The sequence below is a fragment of the Sphingomonas sp. NY01 genome, assembly GCF_038809135.1.
Taxonomy (GTDB): Bacteria; Pseudomonadota; Alphaproteobacteria; order Sphingomonadales; family Sphingomonadaceae; genus Sphingomonas; species Sphingomonas carotinifaciens.
In genome coordinates this window covers 1,313,532-1,328,880 of the sequence record NZ_CP101722.1, presented here as the reverse complement: position 1 = coordinate 1,328,880, position 15,349 = coordinate 1,313,532, and the positions used below count along the sequence as shown (strand labels likewise).

The window sequence follows — 15,349 nt, the reverse complement described above, 5'->3', positions numbered from 1 at the left end:
AAACGTCCTCAATCATCGCCGCGCGCCAGAGGGCGACCGACCCGAGCGCCCTCATGACGCTCCCAAAGGTCCGGCCGCCGTGACCGTGTATCGTCGCACGCCCTGGCATGGCGCCAGGCGGCGATCTTCGCATGATCCCCCGATCGCAGCACTTCGGGGATCGTGCGCCCTTCCCACATGGCGGGCCGGGTGTACTGCGGATATTCGAGGAGGCCGCTTTCGAAGCTTTCCTCATCTCCGCTCGAAGCCGCGCCCATTACCCCTGGAAGCAGCCGAACGCAAGCGTCGAGCAGCACCAGCGCGCCCATCTCGCCACCCGACAGGACATAGTCGCCGATCGACACCTGTTCGATGTCGCGCGCCTCGAACAGACGCTCGTCGAACCCCTCGAACCGCCCGCACAGGATCGTCACCCCTGGCCCCGCCGCCAGACTGCGCACGCGCTCCTGGTTCAACGGCCGCCCCCGCGGCGTCATCGCCAACACCGGCCGCGCGTCCGCCACCGCATCCACCGCCGTGGCCATCACATCGGCCCTCAGCACCATCCCCGCCCCGCCCCCGCCGGCGTATCATCCACCGACCGATGCTTGTCCGTCGCGAAATCCCGCAACTGAACCGCATCGCAAGCCCAGCGCTCCTCGCGCAGCGCACGCCCGGCGAGGCTGTGCCCCAATGGTCCGGGAAACATTTCAGGGTAAAGCGTCAGGATGGTGGCGCGAAAGGTCGGGGTCACGGCGTCCGTTTCAGGCAGGGAAGTCGGCAGGCGCTATACATGGACGCGCCGTAACAAGGAACGATGATCCCGCCTCAACGCTTTGGCCCGCCATGGACGATTGCATCATCATCGGTGCCGGGCCGGCGGGCTTGACCGCGGCGATCTATCTGGCGCGGTTCCACCTGTCGATCCGCCTGTTCGACAGCGGGTCGAGCCGCGCGGCGATGATCCCGTGTACCCACAACCATGCCGGCTATCCCGACGGAATCAGCGGCAAGGATCTGCTGGCCGCCATGCTGGCCCAGGCGGAACGTTATGGTGCACGGCGCGAAGCCGCGCGGGTGACCGCGATCGAGCCCGATGGCGACACGTTCCGCGTCGTGACCGACCATGCGGCCTATCGGGCGCGTACGGTGCTGCTAGCTACGGGTGTAGTGAACCATCGCCCGAAAAGCCTGTTGCCGGATGTCCACGATCCGGCGCTGGAACGCGGGCTGCTGCGCTATTGCCCGATCTGTGATGGTTATGAAGTCACCGACACGCGCGTTGCGGTGATCGGCACCAGCGACCACGGCATGCGCGAGGCCTTGTTTCTGCGAGGGTTCACCCGCGACGTCACGCTGATCGCGCCCGACGCCGAACACATGCTCGACAAAGCCTGCGCAGACGCGTTGGACGACGCGGGCATCACGCGGGTCGACGGACCGTGCGGCGGCTGGGCGATCGAGGGGGATCGGCTGGCGCTGGATACCGCGGGCGGTCGGATGGCGTTCGACAGCGTCTATCCCGCGCTGGGTTCGCGCATCCGCTCACACCTTGCCGTCGCGGCGGGAGCGCGGGCGAACGACGAGGGATGCCTGGAGGTAGACGACCACCAGCGTACCAGCGTGCGCGGCCTGTTCGCCGCAGGGGACGTGGTGAAAGGACTGGACCAGATCAGCCACGCAATGGGGGAGGCGGGGGTCGCCGCAACGACGATCCGCAACCTGCTCAGCGAGCAGCGCCCGATCAGGCGATAAAGGTCCGCGCGACGATCAGGCGGTTCGCGTCCCATTCGGGCACCGCCTCGACCTTCATCGGCACCATGAAGCGCCGGCCGTCGGGCCATTCGATCTCGATCACGTCGCCCGCGCCGAAATCCTCGATCGCGACAACATGACCCACCGCCTCGCCATCGTCGGCGACGACGGGCAGGCCGAGCAGATCGGTGTGGTAATATTCACCCTCCTCCAGCGGAGGCAGGGCGTCACGCGGCACCGTCAGTTCGGTACCGCGCAAGGCCTCGGCGGCATTGCGATCGCTCACCTGCGCGAAGCGGGCGATCGCGCCGTTCGATCCATGCCGCAACGACTTCAGCGTCAGCGTGCCATCGTTGAAGGTGGTGAAAGCGGACATGTCGTCCGCAAACACCTTCAGCCGGACCTCGCCACCGATGCCATGGGCACCGATGACGACGGCCAGCACGACGGCACCGTCAGGCTTGGGGCGAGCCGGTGTCGCCGTCGGGGGCGTCGTCGCCGCCTTCGGCTGGGTCCGTCGTGGAGACGCCTTGGTTGGTGGCATCTTCGTCGTCATCGCGGTCGGTCCGGGGATCAGGGTCGATCATGGTCATGCGCTTTTCCTCTCACACGAAGGGAAGAGGCAAACGCATGACCATGGCAAACCGATGCTTATGCTTCGGCGGTGGCTTCTTCAGCAGCCTTGGCCTTCTCGGCACGCTCCTCGGCGCGCTCCTTGGCCTTCTCGCCCGGCTCACCCTTCTTCGGGTTGCTGCGCGCGGCGCGCTCCTTCACGCCGGCCACGTCCAGGAAGCGGGCGACGCGGTCGGTCGGCTGCGCGCCATTGGCCAGCCAGTGCTTCGCACGCTCGGCGTCGAGCACGATGCGCTTCTCGTCGTCCTTGGCGAGCAGCGGGTTGTAGTTGCCGATCTTCTCGATGAACTTGCCGTCACGGGGGCTACGCGCATCGGCCACGACGATGCGGTAATAGGGGCGCTTCTTGGAGCCGCCGCGCGACAGGCGAATGGAAAGTGCCATGATGTTCGTCCTTCGTTTATAACTGGATGATGATGATGGTGATCCGGCCGAGGCCGGGGTTACTTCTTCTTCAAGAGGTTCTCGAAACCGGCGGGGAGCTTGGGCATGCCATCCGGGCCGCTGCCCATGCCGCCCGGGCCACCCAGACCCGGCAGGCCACCGCCCGCCTTGGTCATCATGTCGCCCATCTGCGGGCCGCCCAGCGCATTGCCGAGTCCGCCAAGGCCGCCCTTGCCGAGCATCGACATCATGCCCTTCAGGCCGCCCATCTTCTTGATCTTCTTCATGGCGGTGGACATTTCCTGGTGCATCTTCAGAAGCTTGTTCACCTCCTGCACCGTGGTGCCCGACCCCTTGGCGATGCGGATCTTGCGCTTGGCGTTGATCACCTCGGGCTTGGCGCGCTCCTTCACCGTCATCGAGGTGATAATCGCGTCCATGCGCACCAGGATCTTGTCGCCACCGGCATCGTTCAGCGCGTTCTGCGCCTTCTTCATGCCCGGCATCATGCCGGCCAGCGCCCCCAGCCCGCCCATGCGGCGCATCTGGGCCAGCTGGCCGCGCAGGTCGTCCATGTCGAACTGACCCTTGGCCATCTTCTTGGCCATGCGCTCGGCATCTTCGGCCTGGATCGATTCGGCCGCCCGCTCGACCAGGCTGACCACGTCGCCCATGCCCAGGATGCGTCCGGCGACGCGCTCGGGGTGGAAGCCCTCCAGCGCGTCCAGCTTTTCGCCGGTGCCCGCGAACTTGATCGGCTTGCCGGTGACCGAGCGCATCGACAGCGCCGCGCCGCCGCGCGCATCGCCATCCATCCGGGTCAGCACGATGCCGGTCAGCGGCACCTGTTCGGAGAAGCTGGTCGCGACGTTCACCGCGTCCTGACCGGTCAGCGAGTCGACCACCAGCAGGATTTCCTGCGGTTTCGCAATCTTGGCGACCGACTTCATCTCGTCCATCAGCGCCTGATCGACGTGCAGCCGGCCCGCGGTGTCGAGCATCAGCACGTCGAAGCCCTGCAGCTTGGCCGCCTGGATCGCGCGCCGCGCGATGTCGACGGGCTGCTGGCCCTGGATGATCGGCAGCGTCGCCACCTCGACCTGGGTGCCCAGCGTCGCCAGCTGCTCCTGCGCGGCCGGGCGATTGACGTCGAGCGACGCCATCAGCACCTTCTTGCGCTCGCGGCCCGACAGGCGCTTGGCGATCTTGGCGGTGGTGGTCGTCTTGCCCGAGCCCTGCAGGCCGACCATCATCACGATGGCGGGCGGCGTGACGTCCAGCGCCAGCGAGGATTCGTCCGCGCCCAGCATTGCGACCAGCGCGTCATGGACGATCTTGACGACCTGCTGGCCCGGCGTGACCGAGCGCAGCACGTTCTGGCCGATCGCCTGTTCGGTGACCTTGTCGACGAATTCGCGCGCGACGGGCAGCGCGACATCGGCTTCCAGCAAGGCCACGCGCACTTCGCGCATCGCGGTGCGAACATCCGCCTCCGTCAGCGCGCCACGGCCACGCAGACGGTCGAAAACGCCGCCAAGCCGGTCGCTCAAGCTCTCGAACATCGCCTACTCCAATCCAAATATCACCAAAAGCAAAAGCGCCGGCGGGCGAAACCTCGCCGGCCAGCGTGCACCCTTGGGCGCGCAAATTCGCATTCCGTGACGGAACGTGGCCGGCCATCTACGCCAAAACACGGGTCGGCGCAAGCGAGGCGGGGGACACCAGCCGGTTAACCTCTTCTACATCGCTGACGTGCAAGGAAAACCGGCGTGGGAGACGAACCGATCATCGTGGCCGATACGGCGCATGGCCCAGCGCGGATCTTCGCCGCCGGGCTGGCGACGGGCACGGCGCTGCTGGCGATTGCGGTATTTTGCGCGGTGAGCGGCTATGGTGGCCTGGCGCTGATGGTGCTGATCGCCGCTGCCATTGGCCTGGGCCTCGTCTATCGATCGATGCCGGCAAGCGTGCCGCGCCTCCCCTCGTTCCACCGGACGAGCCCGACCCCGGATCGCGACGCGTTCCGCACCGGTGCCGCCGCCCTGATCGATGCCGCGCGGCGGCGTCGCAAGGTCCCGACGCTGCTTCGCCTGGATATCGACCGGGTGCGGGCCATTTCCGGGCCGCAGGGGCGCGAGGCGCATGATCTGGCACTGCGCCATGTCGCAGCGCTGCTGGACGACGAACTGCCACGGTCCGCGCTCGTCGCGCGGCTGGAGGGGGATCGCTTCGCCGCGGTGATGGCGTTCGCGCCCGGCGACGCGGCACGGGTCGAGCGCATCGTCGATCGCCTGGCGGTACGGCTGGTGCAGCCGATCCGCCGCGACGGCATGGAGGTACAGGCCAGCGTCACCTTCGGACTGGCGCGCGACACCGGCCAGGAGTCGCTCGACACGCTGCTCCGCCAGGCGGACATGGCACTGACCGCATCGGCACAGGGAACGGGTGGCCAGCCCTGGTTCACGCCCGAGATCGAGCGGGCGCTGGGTGAGCGCGCCGCCTTCGTCGCCGCACTGCGTGCCGGGATCGAGCGCGGCGAGATCGTGCCGCATTTCGATCCGCAGGTCGATCTGGGCAATGGGCGTCTCGTCGGCTTCGAGGTGCTGGCGCGCTGGCACCATCCCGAACGCGGTATCCTGCCGGCCCGCGAGTTCCTCGCCATTGCGGAGGAGACGGGGCTGATCTGCGACCTGTCACTCGCCGTGATGCGTCAGGCCTTTGCCGCCGCACGCGATTGGGACCCTTCGCTCAAGCTGGCGATCAACCTGTCCGCCACGCAGTTCCAGGATGCCTGGCTGGCGCAGAAGATCATCAAGATCCTGACCGAAACCGGCTTTCCGGCCCACCGGGTCGAGGTGGAGATTACCGAACGCGCGCTGCTCGCCGACCTGCCGCTAGCCCAGTCGATCGTCGCCAGCCTGAAGAACCAGGGCATCGGCCTGGCGCTGGACGATTTCGGCACTGGCTATTCCAGCCTGGCGCATCTGCGCGCCCTGCCCTTCGACCGGATCAAGATCGACCGCACCTATGTGCAGGCGATGGGCGCGGATGCGGAGCGCGCCGCCATCGTGCAGGCGATCGTGCAACTGGGCGACAGCCTGAACCTGCCGACCACGGCCGAGGGGGTCACCGATGCCGATCTGGCCGAGCGCTTGCGCACGCTGGGCTGCGTCCAGGCGCAGGGTACGCTGTACGGCGAGCCGATGGCGTTGCCCGATATCCGCCGGCTGCTGGCCGAACGGCATCTGCTGTCCCGCGCGGTGGTGACGCCCGGACCGGGGCTTACCAGCCCGCGCCTGGCTGGCTGAGATAGGCCTGTTCCTCGGGCGTCGATTCGCGGCCCAGCGCCGCATTGCGGCTGGGATAGCGGCCGAACCGGGCGATCACGTCGCGATGCTCGACCGCGAAGCGCAGGTTTTCCTCCACGCCCAGCGCCTCGAACTTGCGGACGCTCAAATGCTGCACGGCCAGGGATTCGGCATGCATCAACGGCATGTAGAGGAACACGCGCCTCTCCGGTGGCAGGCGCATGTCCCAGCCCTTGTCGATCGCCTCCATGGTCAGCGCCAGCGCCAGCGTATCGCCGTCATAGGCGCGCGCATCGCCCCGGTGCATGTTGCGCGACACCTGATCGAGCAGGATGATCGCCGCCAGCAACGTTTCCGGGTCGTCCCGCCACTCCGCCGCGCTGTCCGCCAGCACGGCATCGCGCAGCGCGCCGAACCGCTCGGTCAACGCCGCGTCCAGCTCCGCATCCTTGCCGAAATGCTGTTCCGGGGTCAGCGCGAACAAGAATGCCAACACGCTTTGCGCGTCTTCATGGACTATTGCGCCGCGCGCTCCTAGATCGCCATCCATGTCCGCTTCTCCTGCGCCCGAGGTCGTCAGCCTGGGTTGCCGACTCAACATCGCCGAGAGCGAAACGATCCGTGCGCTGCTCGGCGCGACGGAGGACACCGTCGTGGTAAATAGTTGTGCCGTCACGAATGAAGCCGTCAAGCAGACGCGTGCCGCGATCCGCCGCGCCGCCCGCGCGCGGCCGGGGGCGCGCATCGTGGTCACGGGCTGCGCGGCCGAGATCGACCCGCACAGCTTCACCGCCATGCCCGAGGTGTCGCGCGTGGTGCGCAACCCGGACAAGCTGCGCCCGGAAAGCTGGGGCGCCACCACCGCCGCGACCCGGCCGGTGGCCTTCGGCCAACACGCCCGCGCCTTTGTCGAGGTGCAGAATGGTTGCGACCATGCCTGCACCTTCTGCATCATTCCCGCCGGGCGCGGCCCCAGCCGCTCGCTGCCGGCGGGCGGCGTGGTGGACCAGATCGCGCGTGCGGTGGATGCCGGCCATAACGAGGTCGTGCTGACCGGCGTCGACCTGACCAGCTATGGCCACGACCTGCCCGGCCAACCGACCCTGGGGTCGCTGGTCGAACGTATCCTGACCTTCGTGCCCGCCCTGCGCCGCCTGCGGCTGTCGTCGCTCGATTCGGTGGAGGTCGACGATCGGTTGTTCGATCTGGTGACGGGCGAGGCGCGGGTTATGCCGCACCTGCACCTGTCGCTGCAGGCCGGCAACGACCTGATCCTGAAGCGGATGAAGCGCCGTCACAGCCGGGCCCAGTCGGTGGAGATCGTCCAGCGGCTGCTCGCCCGCCGGCCGGAGATCGCGATCGGCGCCGACCTGATCGCCGGCTTCCCGACCGAGGATGACGCGATGGCGGCGGATACGCTGGCGCTGGTCGAGGATTGTCGCATCGTCCATGCCCATATCTTTCCCTATTCCGCGCGCACCGGCACGCCCGCCGCGCGCATGCCGCAAGTGCCGCACGACCTGCGCCGCGCGCGTGCCGCCGCCTTGCGCGACGCCGCGGGCCGCGCGCGCGCGGCATGGCTGGCGGCTCAGGTCGGCAGCCGGCAGGAGGTGCTGGTCGAACGCCCCGGCACCACCGGCCACACCCCCGGCTTCGCCACCGTGCATCTCGATTCCCCGGCCCCGCCCGGCACCATCGCCCCGGTCCGCGTGACCGGCGCCACCGACACCCATCTCATCGGAACGCGTCTATGAGCACATCCCCCTCCTGGCACGAAAAGCTGCTGGGCGGCTTTCGCCGTACCTCCGACCGGCTGGTCGGCAATCTCGCCGGGCTTGGCGGCGCGCGCCTGGACGAGCCGACGCTGGACGATATCGAGGAGGCGCTGATCGCCTCCGACCTGGGGCCGGAGACTGCCGGCCACATCCGTCAGCGGCTGGCCGAGGGCACGTTCGAGCGCAACATGGAGGATCTGGGCATCCGCCTCGTTGTCGCCGAGGAGGTGGAAAAGGCGCTGGCGAAGGTCGCCACCCCGCTGGAGATCGATGCCTTTCCGCGCCCGCAGGTGATCCTCGTCATCGGCGTCAACGGATCGGGCAAGACCACCACCATCGCCAAGCTGGCGCATCTGTTCATGGAGCAGGATTACGGCGTGATGCTGGCCGCGGGCGACACGTTCCGCGCCGCCGCGATCGGCCAGCTTGCCACCTGGGCGGCGCGCGTGGGCGTGCCGATCGTCTCGGGCAAGGAAGGCGGCGACGCGGCCGGCATCGTCTATGAGGCGGTCAAGCAGGCCACCGCGACGGGTATCGACGTGCTGATCGTCGATACCGCCGGGCGCCTGCAGAACAAGCGCGAGTTGATGGACGAACTCGCCAAGATCCGCCGCGTGCTCGGCCGCCTGAACCCGGAGGCGCCGCACGACATCGTGCTCGTGCTCGACGCGACGACGGGCCAGAATGCGCTGAACCAGATCGAGGTGTTCAAGGACGTGGCGGGCGTGACCGGGCTGGTCATGACCAAGCTGGACGGCACCGCGCGTGGCGGCGTGCTGGTGGCGGCGGCCGAGCGCTACGGCCTGCCCATCCATGCGATCGGCGTCGGTGAAGGGATGACCGACCTGCGCCCGTTCGACGCCAGCGAAGTCAGCCGGATCATTGCCGGCATCGAAGGAGGCCGCAAGTGACCGCGCCGCGCGACGCCGCGCCCGACCGGGCCGGGCTGAAGCTGGGGCTGGAATATGGGCCGCTGCTGCTGTTCTTCGCGGTCAACTTCCTCGCGCCCGCCGGTCCGCTGACCCGGGTGCTGATCGCCACCGGCGTGTTCATGGCCGCCACCGTGGTCGCGATGATCGTCAGCCGGATCAAGCTGGGCCGGGTGTCGACCATGCTGTGGCTGTCGGGCGCGCTGGTGCTGCTGTTCGGCGCGCTGACCCTGTATTTCCGCGACGAGCGCTTCATCAAGATGAAGCCGACCATCGTCTACACCGCCTTTTCGGCGATCCTGACCTATGGCCTGATCACCGGCCGGCCGCTGCTCGAAGCCTTGCTCGGTTCGGTCTATGCCGGGCTGACTCAGACCGGCTGGCGCAAGGTGACGCGCAACTGGGCGATCTTCTTCGCCTTCATGGCGGTTTTGAACGAGGTGGTGTGGCGCTCCAGCACCTGGGACTTCTGGGTGGGCTTCAAGCTGTGGGGTGCGATCCCGCTGACGCTGGGCTTTGCGCTCGCCAACATCCCGATGCTGATGCGCAATGGCCTGAGCGCAGGCGAGAAGCCAGTCGGCGACATTCCGCCCGAATAAGGAAAAGGGGGCGCACAGGTGATCCTGTACGCCCCCCCCTTCCCGTCCCTCCCGCCGAAGCGGGAGGGGACGTCGACGTCAGGCGCCGGCCGCCTCGAAGCGCTTCGACACCTCGTTCCAGTTCACCACGTCCCACCACGCCTTCAAATAGGCGGCGCGGTCGTTCTTGTAGGTGAGGTAATAGGCGTGTTCCCACACGTCGTTGCCCAGGATCGGCGTGCCCTTGTCGGCCACGTCGTCCATCAGCGGATTGTCCTGGTTCGGGGTCGAGGTCACCTTGAGCGCGCCCGAGCCATCGACGATCACCCACGCCCAGCCCGAGCCGAACTGCCCGGCGCCCTTGGTGTTGAAGTCTTCCTTCAGCTTGTCGAGGCCGCCATAGGCATCGATCGCCGCCTGCAGCTTTTCCGACGGCTGGCCACCGGTGCCCGGCTTGGCGAGGATCTTCCAGAAGAAGTCGTGGTTCCAGTACCCGCCGCCATTGTTGCGCACCAGCGGCGGCTGCGACGAGATCTGGCCGAGAATGTCCTCGATCGACTTGCCCTGCAGCGACGCGTCCTTTTCGACGCCTTCGTTCAGCTTGTCGGTATAGGCCTTGTGATGCTTGTCGTGGTGGAAGGTCATCGTCTCCTTGGAGATCACCGGCTCCAGCGCGTCATAGTCATACGGCAGCGGGGGCAGTTCGAACGCCATTTCTTTGTCTCCTTGGGGATTTGCCATGGCAAACGCGAGGCGCCCCAAATGGCTCCCCCGGCCTGATTACGCAACCGTACCGATCAGGTCATGACGACGAAGCGCATGACGAAGCTGATCATAGGACAGGCCGAGCGCATCCGCCGTCGTCCGCTGGTTGAACCGGTTGTCCGCCAGCGACTTGGCCAGCAACTCCCGCTCGAACCGCGCCACCCGGCTCTTGAAGTCGGACGGCCCGACCTCGCAGGCCGCGACCTCGTCGCCCGATGACGGCTCCTCCTTCGCGGGTGCGGGCGCCGCCGCTGCGGATGCCGCAGGCGACTGCCCCTTGGGCCGGAACGGCGACTGGAACGGATCGATCTCGATCGCATCCACCGGCCCCTCCCGCTCCCACCGGTACACCGCGCGCTCCACCACGTTGCGCAATTCGCGCACATTCCCCGGCCAGCGATGCTGCATCAACGCATCGACCGCCGCCGGCCCGAAGCCAGGCCAGCGATCCCAGCCGATCTCCGCCGCCATCCGCCGCCCGAAATGATCGGCCAGCACCATGATATCGGCCTGCCGTGCCCTCAGCGGCGGCAGCGTCACCACCTCGAACGACAGCCGGTCGAGCAGATCGGCGCGAAACTCGTGCGCCTCCACCTTGTCGGGCAGATGCTCGTTGGTGGCGGCGACGATGCGGACATCGACGCGCATCGGCCGCGACGCACCGATCCGGGTTACCTCGCCATATTCGACCGCGCGTAGCAGCCGGTCCTGCGCCGCCATCGACAATGTGCCCAGTTCGTCCAGGAACAACGTGCCGCCATCGGCTTCCTCGAACCGCCCGGCGCGCGTCTTGGCGGCGCCGGTGAACGCACCCGCCTCATGCCCGAACAATTCCGCCTCGATCAGCGTTTCGGGAAGTGCCGCGCAGTTCATGACGACCAGCGGCTGGTCCCAGCGCGGCGACAGGCGGTGGAGCCGTTCGGCCACCAGTTCCTTGCCCGTTCCCCGCTCGCCGATGACGAGCACGGGCCGGTCCAGCGCCGCCGCCCGGCTGGCGCGTTCCAATGCGTCGAGGAACGCCCCCGACTGACCGATTACCTGGCTCGTCCGTTCCATGGCCAATTGGTGGCGGATTTCACCAAGGCTTGGCAAGCGGGAATATGGGTTAGGCCTGCAACGATCGGCAAACCGCACGGAAATCCGCCGTTTTTAAAATTGGCACGGGTCCTGCAATGCTGTTGGCATCCCGCCGATCGGCGGATCACCAAGGTTCAGGAAAAAGGGATTTCCACCATGTTCACCACCGAGATCAGCCGCAAGTTCGCCACCGTCGCCTGCACCATCCTGATGAGCGCCACCTGCCTGTTCGGCGCGCTGGCCCCGGCGACGGCGTCCCACACCGAAACCCCCGTTGCGGCGGCGACCGGTCCGGTCGCATAATCGCCGCAACCTGTTTCCCCAAGGAGTACCCGATGGGCATTTTCTCCCGCACCCGCGATATCGTTGCCGCCAACTTCGCCGACCTGCTCGACAAGGCGGAGGACCCCGCGAAGATGATCCGCATGATCATCCTCGAAATGGAGGAAACGCTGGTCGAGGTGCGCGCCTCCGCGGCCCGCACGATCGCGGACCAGAAGGAGATGCGCCGCCACATCAGCAAGCTGGAGCAGCTTCAGGCAAGCTGGACCGAAAAGGCCGAGCTGGCGCTGTCCAAGGACCGCGAGGATCTGGCCAAGGCGGCTCTGGTCGAGCGGCAGAAGGCGGCCGACATGGCCGACCAGTTGTCGGTCGAGGTGCAGGTGCTCGACGATGCGCTGCGCGCGTCGGAAGAGGACATCACCAAGCTGCAGAACAAGCTGCGCGAGGCCCGCACCAAGCAGAATGCGGTGCAGACCCGGCTGGAAAGCGCCAACACCCGCGTCCGCCTGCGCGAGATGTGGAACGGCCCCAAGACTCACGACGCCTTCAGCCGGTTCGACGTGCTGGAACGCCGGGTGGACGAGGCCGAGGGCCGCGCCGACGCGCTGGGCCTGGGTGTCGCCAAGACGCTGGAGGAGGAGATTGCCGAGCTGCGCACCTCCGACAAGGTCGATGCCGATCTCGCCGCCCTGAAGGCGCGCATGAAGAAGGAGGGCTGAGATGAATTTCGAGGGCGTACTCGCCATCTTCCTCGCGCTGATCGGCCTGCCCTGGCTCATCTTCCACTATGTCACCAAGTGGAAGCAGGCGCCCAAGATCACGCATGAGGACGAGCAACTGCTCGACGAGCTGCACATGCTCGCCCGCCGCCTGGAAGACCGGGTGAACACGGTCGAACGCATCGTCGCCGCCGACAATCCCAACTGGAAATCGGGCATCGCCGCCCCGGAATGGCAACCCGAACCGCGCCTGACCAAGGGCGACTACGCACCCGATCGGAGGAACTGACATGTCCGCCAGCCGCACGCAATTCTACCTCGACAAGCAGAACGCCAAGTTCAAGGGCGTGTGCGCCGGGATCGCCGACTATACGGGGATCGACGCGCTGTGGGTCCGGGTCGCCGCCGTCCTGCTCACCGTATCGGGCGTCGGCATCCCCTGGGTTCCCCTTGCCTATGTCCTCGTCGCCTGGATGGCGGTGGCCAAGCCGATCGGCCTGTATCAGACCGATGACGACGCCAAGTTCTGGCAGGGTGTCCGCTCCAACCCCAAGCGTTCGACCGCCGAGGTCCGCTCCAAGTTTCGCGACATCGACCGCAGGCTCGCCGACATCGAGCTGCACTATACCAGCCGCAACAGCCGCCTGGCCGACGAGATCGACAGCCTGCGCTGACCCGGAGGATAAGACCATGTCCCCTGATAAATTCGCGACGATACAGGCCCTGTTCCCCTTTATCGCGATCATGGCGTCGCTGGGGATCGGCGGCTGGGTGCTGACCACCTGGATGCGCATCAAGAACGGCTACCCGCTGGACGGTGCCTGGGGTCAGGCGATCTATCCCAAGACCGATCAGGAGGCCGCCGAGCGCATCCGCCTGCTCAGCCAGGAAAACGCGCAGTTCCGCGCCGAAATGGGCGCGGTCAAGGACCGGCTGGCGGTGGTGGAACGCATCGTCACCGACGGCAGCCACCGGCTGGATCACGAGATCGAGCAGCTCCGCCACAAGCCGAACTGAAGGACCGAGCCATGAACGGATATGTCATCGCCTTCTTCTTCATCCTTGTCGGCTTGCCGGTGATGGTCGGCGTCGCTGGCGACATGTTCAAGCGCCACCTGCGCTTCAAGGAGCGGCAGTTGGAGATCATGGGCTCGCAAACCGCGGAAAAGGCTGCACAATATGCAGCGCAGACCGAGCGTCTGGAACAGCGGGTGCGCGTGCTGGAACGCATCGTCACCGACAGGGGGATGGACCTGTCGGACGAGATCGAGCGGCTGCGTGACGAGCGTCCGCTCAACTGAAAACCAAAAGATACAAGGGAGATGAAAGATGAGCGGCGGACAGGTGATGGTCGTCCTGATCGTGATGATCGTGATGATCGCCAGCGTCGTCAGGGGTAAGCATCGGCGATCGCCCGGGCTCGACCTGATGGACCGGAGCCATGGCGAGCAGGACGGCGAAACCCGCGCGATGCGCCAGGAAATGCAGCAGTTGAAGGAGCGCATCCAGGTGCTGGAGCGCGTGATCACCGACAACCACAAGACCGTCGACCTCGACCGTGAGATCGACCGGCTTCGCGACCGCTAAGGGAGGCGGACATGACGGACCCCGATTTCTACATCACCATGGCCGCCGCCGGGCTCGTCGGGCTGGGCATGACCACCGCCGCCGCGCTGGCCGGATGGCGCGGCTGGCTGCAGCTCAAGAACCGCGAATATGACCGGGCGCACGACCTGCCCTTCACGTCCCCGGCCAATGCGGGCGCCCGCATCGAAATGGCCGACCTGAAGGAGCGCATCCGCAAGCTGGAGGCGATCGCCGCGGGTGTCGATCTCTGAACCGGGCAAGGGGCGTTTTGCCCCCGGCGGTTGCTCCCAGGGGCCCGAGGCGGTAGCGCAGGGCCCATGCCGAACCTAGCCGACCTTCGCGACGAATATGACTTTCTCGACGCCGACGATCGCTACCGGTTGCTGATCGATCTGGGCCGCGAGCTGGAGCCGATGCCCGAGCCGTTGAAGACCGATGCGACGCTGGTACGCGGCTGCTCCGCATCGGTCTGGGTCTATCCGACCCGCAAGGAAGACGGCACGCTCCATTTCCTCGCCGATTCGAATGCCGCGATCACCAAGGGGATCATCGCGCTGGTCCTGCTCACCGTGCAGGACCGCGAGCCCGCCGCGATCTCCGCCACCGATATCGAGGGGGAACTGGCCTCCTTCGACCTGAAGAACCAGCTGAGTTCGAACCGGACGCAGGGCATTCCGAACATGATCGCGCTGATCCGCGACACCGCCGCGCGCTACGCCTGAGGGGCACCCCGTCCCAGACGCATGGCGATCTCCGCCACCGGATCGCCGGGCGACACCACCAGCCATTCGCCCGGCCGCGCGGTATCGACCAGGGTGACGGCGTTCCTAGGGCACAGCTTCAGGCACCTGGTCTCGATCACGCCCAGCGGTGCCTTGCGGCCCTTCCCCCCGATCAGCTTGCGCAGCACCTTGGCGAGCGGCGTCCTGCCCTTCGGGCCGAACCCGCCGCCGACCTTCTTGGAACATTTGCCGCAGACCATCACGGCGCCGGTCCACTCCGCCTTGGCACGCCGGATCATGCGCGCTGCGTGCTCCGCATCTCCTCGGCGGCACGCAGCACCTCATAGGCGGCCTGCACCTGCTGGAACCGCGTCGCCGCATCCGGATCGTTCGGGCGGACATCGGGGTGATTCGCCTTGGCTAGTCCGCGCCACGTCGCGCGGATCAGGTCGAAGGTAGCGTCCGGCTCCAGCCCCAGCACGTCCAGCGCGCGCATCTCGTCACGCGACCGGCTGCCGTCGCCCGACCCCGCCCAGCCATGATGGCGCGATTGCGCATAGCCGGCATTGGTCCGCCGCTCGCCCGCTTCGCGCGCCGCCGCTTCCTCGGCGTCCAGCCCCTGAAAATAGTCCCAGCCGCGATTATACTCGGCGGCATGGTTGGTGCAGAAGTACCAACGATCGGGATTGTTGGGAGATTTGGGGGCCGGACAATCGCCCGGCTCGTCACAGCCGTGCCGGTCGCAGATCCGCACGGGCTTGGCCTCGCGGCCCGAGCCATAGCCTCGCCAGCGGGGAAAGCCCCAATCGTTCGATCGTGTAGTCGGTCGCGCCACAGGAGCGGACATAAGGCGATG

The 15,349-nt window shown here is 67.1% G+C and carries 23 protein-coding genes and 1 pseudogene; 14 read left to right on the top strand and 10 right to left on the bottom strand.

The window, feature by feature from the left end; all coding sequences use genetic code 11:
• Positions 1-12: 12 nt before the first annotated feature.
• A pseudogene (gene trmD / locus NPJ82_RS06685) lies at positions 13-688 on the bottom strand (tRNA (guanosine(37)-N1)-methyltransferase TrmD).
• Between the two features lie 137 nt (positions 689-825).
• Between trmD and NPJ82_RS06680 the strand changes: the two are divergent.
• Complete coding sequence (locus NPJ82_RS06680; protein WP_342658771.1) at positions 826-1,734, top strand: NAD(P)/FAD-dependent oxidoreductase; 909 nt, start codon at positions 826-828, stop codon at positions 1,732-1,734.
• On the opposite strand, the gene rimM is transcribed toward NPJ82_RS06680, so the two are convergent.
• Genes rimM through ffh form a run of 4 tightly spaced genes read right to left on the bottom strand, consistent with a single transcriptional unit; the run spans position 1,724 to position 4,313 of the window.
• Positions 1,724-2,179: a ribosome maturation factor RimM gene (gene rimM, locus NPJ82_RS06675; RefSeq protein ID WP_342658770.1), complete on the bottom strand. Its 456-nt coding sequence runs from the start codon at positions 2,177-2,179 to the stop codon at positions 1,724-1,726. The two genes, NPJ82_RS06680 and rimM, sit on opposite strands and share 11 nt — an antisense overlap.
• A 10-nt stretch (positions 2,180-2,189) precedes the next feature.
• Positions 2,190-2,327, bottom strand: coding sequence for a hypothetical protein (locus NPJ82_RS06670; protein WP_235903914.1), 138 nt, complete (start codon positions 2,325-2,327; stop codon positions 2,190-2,192).
• 58 nt (positions 2,328-2,385) lie between these two features.
• On the bottom strand, positions 2,386-2,751 hold the full coding sequence (gene rpsP / locus NPJ82_RS06665) for a 30S ribosomal protein S16 (protein ID WP_112382519.1): 366 nt from the start codon (positions 2,749-2,751) through the stop codon (positions 2,386-2,388).
• A 59-nt stretch (positions 2,752-2,810) separates the two neighbouring features.
• Complete coding sequence (gene ffh, locus NPJ82_RS06660; RefSeq protein WP_342658769.1) at positions 2,811-4,313, bottom strand: signal recognition particle protein; 1,503 nt, start codon at positions 4,311-4,313, stop codon at positions 2,811-2,813.
• Between the two features lie 207 nt (positions 4,314-4,520).
• Here ffh and NPJ82_RS06655 point away from each other — a divergent pair, with 207 nt between their 5' ends.
• Positions 4,521-6,059, top strand: a complete 1,539-nt coding sequence (locus tag NPJ82_RS06655) for a bifunctional diguanylate cyclase/phosphodiesterase (RefSeq protein WP_342658768.1) — start codon at positions 4,521-4,523, stop codon at positions 6,057-6,059.
• On the opposite strand, the gene NPJ82_RS06650 is transcribed toward NPJ82_RS06655, so the two are convergent.
• Entirely contained in the window at positions 6,034-6,555 is a 522-nt protein-coding gene (locus NPJ82_RS06650; protein ID WP_342658767.1) for a DUF924 family protein, read from the bottom strand. The two genes, NPJ82_RS06655 and NPJ82_RS06650, sit on opposite strands and share 26 nt — an antisense overlap.
• Before the next feature lie 52 nt (positions 6,556-6,607).
• On the opposite strand from NPJ82_RS06650, the gene mtaB reads away from it, so the two are divergent.
• From mtaB to NPJ82_RS06635, 3 genes are read left to right on the top strand one after another with little or no spacing between them, the layout of a single operon-like run.
• Positions 6,608-7,813, top strand: a complete 1,206-nt coding sequence (gene mtaB, locus NPJ82_RS06645; RefSeq protein WP_342658766.1) for a tRNA (N(6)-L-threonylcarbamoyladenosine(37)-C(2))-methylthiotransferase MtaB — start codon at positions 6,608-6,610, stop codon at positions 7,811-7,813.
• Positions 7,810-8,745 carry a signal recognition particle-docking protein FtsY gene (gene ftsY, locus NPJ82_RS06640; protein ID WP_112382524.1) on the top strand — a complete coding sequence of 312 codons (936 nt, stop codon included), beginning with the start codon at positions 7,810-7,812 and terminating at the stop codon, positions 8,743-8,745. Before mtaB ends, ftsY begins: the two co-directional genes overlap by 4 nt.
• Positions 8,742-9,362 carry a septation protein A gene (locus tag NPJ82_RS06635; RefSeq protein ID WP_240313479.1) on the top strand — a complete coding sequence of 207 codons (621 nt, stop codon included), beginning with the start codon at positions 8,742-8,744 and terminating at the stop codon, positions 9,360-9,362. Before ftsY ends, NPJ82_RS06635 begins: the two co-directional genes overlap by 4 nt.
• Before the next feature lie 78 nt (positions 9,363-9,440).
• Here NPJ82_RS06635 and NPJ82_RS06630 read toward each other — a convergent pair whose 3' ends face one another.
• Together NPJ82_RS06630 and pspF are read right to left on the bottom strand one after the other, a co-directional pair.
• Positions 9,441-10,055: a superoxide dismutase gene (locus NPJ82_RS06630; protein ID WP_342658765.1), complete on the bottom strand. Its 615-nt coding sequence runs from the start codon at positions 10,053-10,055 to the stop codon at positions 9,441-9,443.
• A 66-nt stretch (positions 10,056-10,121) separates the two neighbouring features.
• On the bottom strand, positions 10,122-11,162 hold the full coding sequence (gene pspF, locus NPJ82_RS06625; protein WP_342658764.1) for a phage shock protein operon transcriptional activator: 1,041 nt from the start codon (positions 11,160-11,162) through the stop codon (positions 10,122-10,124).
• A 9-nt stretch (positions 11,163-11,171) separates the two neighbouring features.
• On the opposite strand from pspF, the gene NPJ82_RS06620 reads away from it, so the two are divergent.
• The 9 genes from NPJ82_RS06620 (at position 11,172) to NPJ82_RS06580 (ending at position 14,493) form a co-directional block, all read left to right on the top strand.
• Positions 11,172-11,486 (top strand): hypothetical protein, encoded by a 315-nt coding sequence (locus tag NPJ82_RS06620; protein WP_342658763.1) that lies wholly within the window; start codon positions 11,172-11,174, stop codon positions 11,484-11,486.
• A 32-nt stretch (positions 11,487-11,518) separates the two neighbouring features.
• On the top strand, positions 11,519-12,184 hold the full coding sequence (pspA, locus tag NPJ82_RS06615; RefSeq protein WP_149681703.1) for a phage shock protein PspA: 666 nt from the start codon (positions 11,519-11,521) through the stop codon (positions 12,182-12,184).
• A gap of 1 nt (position 12,185) precedes the next feature.
• Positions 12,186-12,473, top strand: a complete 288-nt coding sequence (pspB, locus tag NPJ82_RS06610) for an envelope stress response membrane protein PspB (RefSeq protein WP_112382528.1) — start codon at positions 12,186-12,188, stop codon at positions 12,471-12,473.
• Between the two features lies 1 nt (position 12,474).
• Positions 12,475-12,858 (top strand): envelope stress response membrane protein PspC, encoded by a 384-nt coding sequence (gene pspC, locus NPJ82_RS06605; RefSeq protein ID WP_342658762.1) that lies wholly within the window; start codon positions 12,475-12,477, stop codon positions 12,856-12,858.
• Positions 12,859-12,874: 16 nt separating this feature from the next.
• Entirely contained in the window at positions 12,875-13,201 is a 327-nt protein-coding gene (locus NPJ82_RS06600) for a hypothetical protein (RefSeq protein WP_342658761.1), read from the top strand.
• 62 nt (positions 13,202-13,263) lie between these two features.
• A complete protein-coding gene (locus tag NPJ82_RS06595; RefSeq protein WP_235903958.1) occupies positions 13,264-13,485 on the top strand; it encodes a hypothetical protein in 222 nt (73 codons plus the stop codon).
• A gap of 28 nt (positions 13,486-13,513) precedes the next feature.
• Positions 13,514-13,771: a hypothetical protein gene (locus NPJ82_RS06590; RefSeq protein ID WP_235903916.1), complete on the top strand. Its 258-nt coding sequence runs from the start codon at positions 13,514-13,516 to the stop codon at positions 13,769-13,771.
• A gap of 11 nt (positions 13,772-13,782) precedes the next feature.
• Positions 13,783-14,022: a hypothetical protein gene (locus NPJ82_RS06585; protein ID WP_112382532.1), complete on the top strand. Its 240-nt coding sequence runs from the start codon at positions 13,783-13,785 to the stop codon at positions 14,020-14,022.
• Between the two features lie 66 nt (positions 14,023-14,088).
• Positions 14,089-14,493, top strand: a complete 405-nt coding sequence (locus tag NPJ82_RS06580) for a SufE family protein (RefSeq protein ID WP_342658760.1) — start codon at positions 14,089-14,091, stop codon at positions 14,491-14,493.
• Here the strand turns inward: NPJ82_RS06580 and NPJ82_RS06575 are convergent.
• Together NPJ82_RS06575 and NPJ82_RS06570 are read right to left on the bottom strand one after the other, a co-directional pair.
• Positions 14,484-14,792 (bottom strand): (2Fe-2S) ferredoxin domain-containing protein, encoded by a 309-nt coding sequence (locus NPJ82_RS06575; RefSeq protein ID WP_342658759.1) that lies wholly within the window; start codon positions 14,790-14,792, stop codon positions 14,484-14,486. The genes NPJ82_RS06580 and NPJ82_RS06575 overlap by 10 nt on opposite strands.
• Positions 14,789-15,340, bottom strand: coding sequence for a J domain-containing protein (locus NPJ82_RS06570; protein ID WP_342658758.1), 552 nt, complete (start codon positions 15,338-15,340; stop codon positions 14,789-14,791). Before NPJ82_RS06570 ends, NPJ82_RS06575 begins: the two co-directional genes overlap by 4 nt.
• Positions 15,341-15,349 lie beyond the last annotated feature (9 nt).

What these genes read in the sequence shown, in the direction of transcription:
- pspF (WP_342658764.1), bottom strand. Translation starts at nt 11,162, where the DNA reads ATGGAACGGACGAGCCAGGTAATCGGTCAGTCGGGGGCGTTCCTCGAC.
- ftsY (WP_112382524.1), top strand. Translation starts at nt 7,810, where the DNA reads ATGAGCACATCCCCCTCCTGGCACGAAAAGCTGCTGGGCGGCTTTCGC.
- pspA (WP_149681703.1), top strand. Translation starts at nt 11,519, where the DNA reads ATGGGCATTTTCTCCCGCACCCGCGATATCGTTGCCGCCAACTTCGCC.
- NPJ82_RS06680 (WP_342658771.1), top strand. Translation starts at nt 826, where the DNA reads ATGGACGATTGCATCATCATCGGTGCCGGGCCGGCGGGCTTGACCGCG.
- NPJ82_RS06600 (WP_342658761.1), top strand. Translation starts at nt 12,875, where the DNA reads ATGTCCCCTGATAAATTCGCGACGATACAGGCCCTGTTCCCCTTTATC.
- NPJ82_RS06590 (WP_235903916.1), top strand. Translation starts at nt 13,514, where the DNA reads ATGAGCGGCGGACAGGTGATGGTCGTCCTGATCGTGATGATCGTGATG.
- mtaB (WP_342658766.1), top strand. Translation starts at nt 6,608, where the DNA reads ATGTCCGCTTCTCCTGCGCCCGAGGTCGTCAGCCTGGGTTGCCGACTC.
- NPJ82_RS06570 (WP_342658758.1), bottom strand. Translation starts at nt 15,340, where the DNA reads ATGTCCGCTCCTGTGGCGCGACCGACTACACGATCGAACGATTGGGGC.
- pspC (WP_342658762.1), top strand. Translation starts at nt 12,475, where the DNA reads ATGTCCGCCAGCCGCACGCAATTCTACCTCGACAAGCAGAACGCCAAG.
- NPJ82_RS06580 (WP_342658760.1), top strand. Translation starts at nt 14,089, where the DNA reads ATGCCGAACCTAGCCGACCTTCGCGACGAATATGACTTTCTCGACGCC.
- NPJ82_RS06595 (WP_235903958.1), top strand. Translation starts at nt 13,264, where the DNA reads ATGGTCGGCGTCGCTGGCGACATGTTCAAGCGCCACCTGCGCTTCAAG.
- NPJ82_RS06670 (WP_235903914.1), bottom strand. Translation starts at nt 2,327, where the DNA reads ATGACCATGATCGACCCTGATCCCCGGACCGACCGCGATGACGACGAA.
- rpsP (WP_112382519.1), bottom strand. Translation starts at nt 2,751, where the DNA reads ATGGCACTTTCCATTCGCCTGTCGCGCGGCGGCTCCAAGAAGCGCCCC.
- NPJ82_RS06585 (WP_112382532.1), top strand. Translation starts at nt 13,783, where the DNA reads ATGACGGACCCCGATTTCTACATCACCATGGCCGCCGCCGGGCTCGTC.
- NPJ82_RS06575 (WP_342658759.1), bottom strand. Translation starts at nt 14,792, where the DNA reads ATGATCCGGCGTGCCAAGGCGGAGTGGACCGGCGCCGTGATGGTCTGC.
- ffh (WP_342658769.1), bottom strand. Translation starts at nt 4,313, where the DNA reads ATGTTCGAGAGCTTGAGCGACCGGCTTGGCGGCGTTTTCGACCGTCTG.
- NPJ82_RS06630 (WP_342658765.1), bottom strand. Translation starts at nt 10,055, where the DNA reads ATGGCGTTCGAACTGCCCCCGCTGCCGTATGACTATGACGCGCTGGAG.
- pspB (WP_112382528.1), top strand. Translation starts at nt 12,186, where the DNA reads ATGAATTTCGAGGGCGTACTCGCCATCTTCCTCGCGCTGATCGGCCTG.